The sequence below is a fragment of the Sphingobacterium sp. 40-24 genome, from assembly GCF_001899705.1.
In the GTDB taxonomy this organism is placed as follows: domain Bacteria; phylum Bacteroidota; class Bacteroidia; order Sphingobacteriales; family Sphingobacteriaceae; genus Sphingobacterium; species Sphingobacterium multivorum.
In genome coordinates, this window is sequence record NZ_MKWH01000051.1 from 1 (window position 1) to 7,392 (window position 7,392).

The 7,392-nt window shown below is 38.6% G+C and carries 6 protein-coding genes; all 6 read right to left on the reverse strand.

Annotated elements, in window-relative coordinates; genetic code table 11:
• On the reverse strand, positions 1-263 hold a 263-nt coding region (locus BGP15_RS18745), incomplete at its 3' end, for a hypothetical protein (protein ID WP_502688442.1).
• Positions 264-284: 21 nt separating this feature from the next.
• Positions 285-1,502: an efflux RND transporter periplasmic adaptor subunit gene (locus tag BGP15_RS18750; protein WP_286770470.1), complete on the reverse strand. Its 1,218-nt coding sequence runs from the start codon at positions 1,500-1,502 to the stop codon at positions 285-287.
• Positions 1,503-1,505: 3 nt separating this feature from the next.
• Positions 1,506-2,768, reverse strand: coding sequence for a heavy metal-binding domain-containing protein (locus BGP15_RS18755; RefSeq protein WP_286770471.1), 1,263 nt, complete (start codon positions 2,766-2,768; stop codon positions 1,506-1,508).
• A complete protein-coding gene (locus BGP15_RS18760) occupies positions 2,765-4,012 on the reverse strand; it encodes a TolC family protein (protein ID WP_286770472.1) in 1,248 nt (415 codons plus the stop codon). Before BGP15_RS18760 ends, BGP15_RS18755 begins: the two co-directional genes overlap by 4 nt.
• Positions 4,013-4,028: 16 nt before the next feature.
• The gene (locus BGP15_RS18765) at positions 4,029-5,975 is read right to left on the reverse strand and encodes an efflux RND transporter permease subunit (protein ID WP_088162392.1); all 1,947 of its coding nucleotides are present in this window, start codon (positions 5,973-5,975) and stop codon (positions 4,029-4,031) included.
• On the reverse strand, positions 5,972-7,264 hold the full coding sequence (locus BGP15_RS18770) for an efflux RND transporter permease subunit (protein ID WP_112375946.1): 1,293 nt from the start codon (positions 7,262-7,264) through the stop codon (positions 5,972-5,974). The genes BGP15_RS18765 and BGP15_RS18770 overlap by 4 nt, the downstream gene beginning before the upstream one ends.
• Between the last annotated feature and the right edge of the window lie 128 nt (positions 7,265-7,392).

Below are 7,392 nucleotides of genomic sequence, written 5' to 3' on the forward strand. Positions count from 1 at the left end.
GACAGATAATCGGTAACTATGGGCGCAATAGAAAAGTTTTTTGTTTCTTCTTTTCCTGTTGCTTTTGCTTCCTGACCGCTCGGTGTTTCGCTCACAGCGGGCGCAGCTACCGTTTCATCCTCTTTTGGTTGGGAAGCTGGCTGTTCTTGTGATACCACAGCAGTATCATTGGAAGACTGCTCGTTTTTGTTGGATACCTGATTGCATGATACTGTTACAAATGCCATGATAACAGCAATGATTGATAATGTTAGATTTTTCATTTTTATTTATTTAAATTAGTTTTACATACTGCTCATGTCGTGTCCTGCCATCGGGTCTGCTCCATTCCTAAAAATGTATTCGCTGTTTAAAAGATAAGCACCTGAAACAACTACAATATCTCCATCTACTAATCCTGAAACGATTTCTATTCTGTTATCTATTTCCGTTCCCGTTTTTACCATTCTACTTTTAAATGTCTTTTCTCCTGTTTGTACCCATACGGTTTCACTTTTACCATTTCTTATTACAGCATCTACCGGCATGGTTATGCCTTTAGTCTTCGGCGTTTCAAGAAAAACATATACAGGCATTCCGGGCTTCAACTCTTTATTTGGATTAGGTACTGTAATTCGTATCAAATTAATTCTTGAAGCCGGATTAAGTTCGGGGTTGCTAAAGTCTATTTTGCCAGTAATAACTTTGTTATTCAGGTCAGGAATTTGTACTGTTGCTGTTTTTGTCTGGTTGATAAGTGACATTTGGGAGGAATAAGCCTGTGCTTCTGCCCAAATTGTAGATAGGTCAGCCAAGTCCACTATCGTGCCGCCTTCTGCCACATAACCGCCCTCTAAAACTTGCAAACTTGTGATGTATCCCGAAGCCGTACTGTAAAATGTAGTTGTTGCCGATATTTTGCCAGCACTTTGTAAAGCTCTAACCTGATTATCCGTCATGCCCCACAATAACAATTTGTTCTTTGAACTTTGTATAAGCTGGTCAAAATCTATTGAATTAATATTTCCGAAAGTTTTCTTCTTTTCCAATGCCAGTAAAAATTCCTGCTTTGCATTGTTCAGTTCTTCACTATATATTTCCATTAACGGGGAACCTTTGATTACAAAGTCGCCAACGTTTTTATAATGCAGTTTTTCTACCCGTCCCATAACTCTGGAGCTTACGGATTGCATATTGTACTGATTGAAATTTAATACACCTGTAAGTATTACTCTATCCCCAAAAATACCATCTTTTAAGGTGTCTGTTTTTATGTTGCCCAACTTAATCTGTTCGCTATTCAGTTGAATGGTATTGGGGTCTGCTTGTTTGCTTTTCTCAACCCGAACAAGCTCCATGTGGCATATAGGGCAGTGACCGGGTTTGTCTGATACAACCTGTGGGTGCATGGAACAGGTATAGTAACTACCATCATTATTGCCTGCATGGTCATGTTTATTGTCTTTACAAGACAGCAAAACCGACATGAGGAGGGCAATTGTTATGACTAAATAATATTTCATATTCTAATTATTTTTTGTTCTTACAAAACTTTCACTATCCATAAGGTACTGTGCATTTCCGGCAATCTCATCCGAGGGTAACAGCCCCTGCAATACTTCTATATATCCGTTCGCTTCATTACCTGTTTCAATTTTATTCACGATAAACCCTCTATCTACTTTTTTCAAAATGACTTTCGTTAATCCAAGGGAAATGACGGCTTCTTTAGGTATCCAATTACCGGAAATTCCATCTGTTGCTATTTCAGATTTAACCTGACTTCCAATTGGTAAGTGCATACGGCTATTATCAAAATAGACACGCACTGATAACGTTTTACTTCCGGGTCTGAAAAATGGTTCTATAAACCCAATAGTTCCGGTAAATTTCTTCTCCGGTGCTACTTCCGGTATAATACTTACTGTTTGCCCTGTCTTTACAAGTGGTACATCCTCGGGAAAAATATTTAACAACACCCACGATTTTCCCGGGTTAAATACATTAAAAATAGTTTGTCCTTTTTGAACATACATACCTTCTTTCAGGCTAAGTTCAGAAGATGTTTCGGATATTTCGCCCATCGAATTTGAGGGTAATGTACCACTTCCCATTGACCCGGCTGTGCCGGTTTCGTGAATATGTCCGGCATAGTTGCTGTAAACAGATACGGATAAATCAGGCTTTCCTTTTTGGATGATACTCTTCAATTGGTTTTCGCTCATTCCAAGTAATAGCAATTTTTGTTTAGCTGCATTTATCATCATATTGTTCGAAGCATCATTTTTTAATAGAAACAATAAATTTGCTTGTGCTTCCATCAGTTCTGGGCTATAAATATCCATCACTTTCTGCCCCTTTGCTATTTTTTGGAATTTATAACGTATATAAAGATTTTCAATCCTGCCGGATATTCTGGCGGATATATTTCCAGTTTGTCGGGTATCATAAGCAATATTCCCAAGAGCTTGTACGGTTATGTCTTTTTGCTCTGACTGCATCCTAATAGTAGGAATGTCTGATATGACAAATTCATTAGTTGGTTTAAGCAGTGTATTCAACTCAATACTTTCCGCTCCATTTGTATTTACTGTTTTTTGCTCCAATTCCATTCCGCACTTGGGGCATTTACCGGGCTTGTTGCTGGTAACTTCGGGGTGCATGGGGCAGGTATATGTCGGGCTATTTTTAGCAGTATGACTGTTGTCGGGATGACTGGTCTTCTCTGTATTGTTATTGCAACTATACAATGCAAGAATAATCATCAAAAAACAAATTATATATTTCATTTTCTTTCAATTAAACGGTCTATTGTTATTTGCATCTCAAATGCTTTTGATAAAATATCAAGGTATTCCAGTTGTGTCATGTTCAGTTTTTCCCATGCATCATACAGCATAAATAATTCCTCGGTATTTTGCTCGTAACCGAGCTGCATTGTTTTGAAATTATTTTTCAAAGCCGGTATAATGTCCTCCCTATAAAGACTAAGCTGATTTTTTTTGAGGTCGAACTCGTTTCTCATGCCATATGCCATACCGCTGTATTCATTTATCATCATGTTTTTTTGAGAACTAAGGGCATCTGCTTTCCACTTCAAACTTGCAATATTAGCTTTGCTCATCTTTGAAGCCCAATTGACAAAAGGCAGTTTTATCATTGCCATTGCTGTGTATTGCATGGGCTGTCCGCCAAAGCCATACATATTTTCAAATCGAACACCAAATTCAGGTTTCAGGTTTTGTCGCTCTGTTTCCTGTTTCAGAGTTGTCAACCGTATCTGCTGGTCTAATGATTTCAGGTCACTCCGGTTTTTGTTGAACAGTGCAGTATCAAATACCATATCCGAATAATCGTTGAATGAAAATATTGTATCAATTTCAAAAGGAGCCATAGGGTTTCGCCCCATAAGGGCATTTAACCTGATGCGTTTTTCCTTGATGTCATTTTCATACATAATCTGCATATTACGGGTGCTTCCGAGCGCTGCTTTAGCTTTATAATATGCACCTATTTTACCTACTCCGTTCTTATATCGGATTTCTGCATTCTTAATCATGAAGTTTAGCATCTTTTCGTTTTCGGCAACTACATCCAGCCGTTTCAGTAATACAATCCATTCGGAGTATAAGAGTTTGGCATCCTGTATCAGTTCATTTATGCCTGCTCCTTTATTTTCTTTTTCTACGGATGACATTGCGTTCATATATGCTTCTTCAGCATCCAACTTTTTCTTATTGGGTATCATCTGTTCTATCGACAGCATAGCAGAACCCATTCCTTTCATGTCACCATCTCTTTTCCAAAGGTTCACGTTGTAAGGTGTCATAAACTGTCCAACACCAATTGTTGGCGGCATCCAGCTTCTTGCACCTTTTGCGGCTTCATCCATAGAGCGAATTTCATTGTCGTACATCTTCACAATGGGATGATTGGTTTGTATGCTGTCTATAACATTTTGGAGGCTTATCACCTGTGCATTTATATTGGTAAAAAGACATACTATAAATGCTGTAAAAATTATCTTTTTCATTTCTGATTTTTTGATTTTAATGTCCTGCATCTAATACGTCAATCTTTCCGAATTTTTTCAGCTCATATTCTTTTTGCATCAGGAAGATAATTGGTGTAACCAGCAGAATATGGATTGCTGAAGTAAATACGCCTCCAACCATCGGCAATACGATTGGTTTCATCATATCACTGCCAACGCCGGTACTCCATAATATGGGAACCAGCCCGAACAGGGTTACACACACGGTCATTATTTTTGGACGTAAGCGTTTTGCCGCACCGTGTATAACGTATTCTCTAAGGTCTTCGTTTGTAATGGTTTCACGACTGTTTCCTTTTAATAGCACCAATTGTTGCATGGCATCATTGAGGTAGATGACCATAACAATTCCTGTTTCGACAGCAAGACCAAACAGGGCAATAAATCCAACAGCAACAGCTACAGAAAGGTTTACACCCCATAGACTAATCATAAATACTCCTCCAATCAGAGCGAATGGAATACTGATGAGATTGAAGAAAGCCTCTCTCATAGAATGAAAAGCAAAATACATAGACAGAAATATGATAACTAATACAATGGGCATAATCCATTTCAGTGTTTGTTCGCCCCTTATAAGGTTTTCATATTGTCCACTCCACTCTAAAAAATATCCCTGTGGCATTTTAAGCATCATATTATTCAGCTTGGCTTTAGCTTCTTCTACTGTGCTGCCAAGGTCTCTTTCTCTAACGTTGAATAGAACTGTACCTCTTAACATTGCATTTTCAGAGTTAATCATTGGAGCCCCCTCTGATAGCTTAACATCTGCAACACTTCCTAATGGAATAGGGCCAAAATCCATTGTTTGAACGGGCAGGCGTTTAAGTGCTTCAATATTATTTCTGAAATCCTGTCCGTAACGGGCATTTACAGAGAAGCGCTGCCTTCCCTCAATGGTAGTGGTCAATTTCATACCACCCAACGCGCTTTCAACCAAATTGTTTACATCGTCTATGCTTATATTGTATCGGGCAATTTCATCTCGGTTTATAACAATATCAACATATTTACCTCCCGTTATTGGTTCTACATACATATCTTTAATACCTGCCACACCCTCAAGTTCCGTTTTGATTTTTTGCGATAATGAATAGATGCTATCGAGATTTTGACCATAAACTTTTATGCCAACATCGGTACGGATGCCGGTTGACAGCATATTGATGCGGTTTATAATGGGCATTGTCCAACCATTTGTTACTCCGGGCATTTGAAGTTTCGCATTTAGTTCATTAATGATGTCATTCTTCTTTATTCCGTCCCGCCATTCATTTTGTGGTTTTAATAAAATGATAGTTTCAATCATACTGATTGGAGAATTGTCTGTAGCAGTATTCGCCCTGCCAGCTTTACCTAAAACGTGCGCTACTTCCGGTACAGATTTAATAATCTTATCCTGAACCTGCAATATTCGTTTGGCTTCTGAATTAGAAACATCGGGTAATGTAACGGGCATAAATAACAATGAACCCTCATCGAGTGGTGGCATAAATTCCCTACCAAGATTTAATATCATTGGAATACTTATAATAAGTGCAGCGATGTTGATACCCAATACGGTTTTTCGCCATTTTACACACCATTTTATAACAGGCTCGTACAGCTTTTCCAAGCCCCGGTTTATCGGGTTTGAATGCTCACTTTTAAACTTGCCTTTCATAAAGAAAGAAATCAGCACCGGCGCAAGCGTGAGTATCAATAAAGCATCTACGACCAATATAAACGTTTTGGTATAAGCAAGCGGATGGAAAAGTTTGCCTTCCTGCCCTGTGAGTAGGAATACAGGTAAAAATGAAGTTATAATGATAATTGTTGAAAAGAATACGCCTCTTGAAACCTGCTTGCATGATTTCTCAATGATACTAAGTCGTACTTCCTCTGGAATTTTTTCGTAGCCAACATTTTTATTGGCTTTCTTTTTAAACCATTTTATTTTCATGATGGGTCGGATGTTTTTTGTTTACGCTCATTTTGCCAAACGGAAAGATTTCTGTAAGAGTTCTCTGACATTATAATTCCGTTATCTACAATTACCCCAATTGCCAATGCAATTCCGGTAAGGGACATAATATTGGATGATAACCCAAAAGCGTTCAATATGATAAAACTGATGGCAACGGTAACCGGAATTTGAATAATGATACTTAATGCGCTCCGCCAGTGGAACAGGAAAAGAATTACAATAAAGGCGACTGCAATAATTTCCTCTGCGAGCTTATGTTTGATATTTTCGATAGCTGCTTCGATTAATGTGCTTCTGTCATAAGAAGTTTTTAATGTTACGCCAGCCGGTAAACCTTTTTCAACATCTTTGATTTTTTCTTTAACGGCTTTTATCACTTGGTCTGCATTTTCGCCATAGCGCATTACTACAATTCCTCCAACAACTTCTCCTTCTCCATTTTGGTCAAATATACCCAGCCGCAAATCTCCGCCCATTTGTACGCTTCCGATGTCTTTTACTCTTACCGGAATGCCATTATAGTTGCCTACTGCAATTTTTTCAATATCAGCAGTATTCTTTATATACCCCAAACCTCGTATAATGTAAGCCATATCTGCCATTTCAAATTTGCGACCACCAACGTCATTGTTGTTTGCTTTTACTTTATTCATTACATCCATAAGGGAGATATTGTAATACTGGAGCTTTACGGGGTCAACGACTAACTGATATTGTTTTTCATATCCTCCAAACGAGGCTACTTCTGCAACACCTGGTACCGTTTGCAGTGCCAACTTGATATACCAATCCTGCAATGCACGCTGCTCTCCAAGTTCCATCTGCGGTGCATCCAAATGATACCAGTATATATGACCAACACCTGTCCCATCAGGGCCAAGCGTTGGTGTAACCTCCTGTGGCAATAGTCTTTGAGCATAATTAAGTCTTTCCATAACTCGTGTACGAGCCCAATAAACATCAACATCGTCATCGAAAATGATATACACGAAACTCATTCCGAACATTGATGTGCCTCTTACGTTCTTTACTTTGGGGATTCCCTGTAAGTTGCTTACTAAAGGATAGGTTACTTGGTCTTCGATAGTCTGTGGACTGCGTCCCATCCATTCAGTGAAAACTATTACTTGGTTTTCACTTAGGTCAGGAATTGCATCTATCGGATTTTTCTTAACTGCTGAAATACCCCAAACAAGTAAACCGGCGGCTATAAGCAGCACGATATACCTATTTTTCAAGGACAGTTCTATTATTTTTTGTACCATGATTTATTTTCATTTTAATACTGTTTTTTTACAGAACCGCAGGTCAGCATTTTAGAACCGTAGTAAGGGTTTTTGATTTCCTTGTTTTCGCTGAACCAAACAGCACCCTTGCCGTCATTGAACATCGG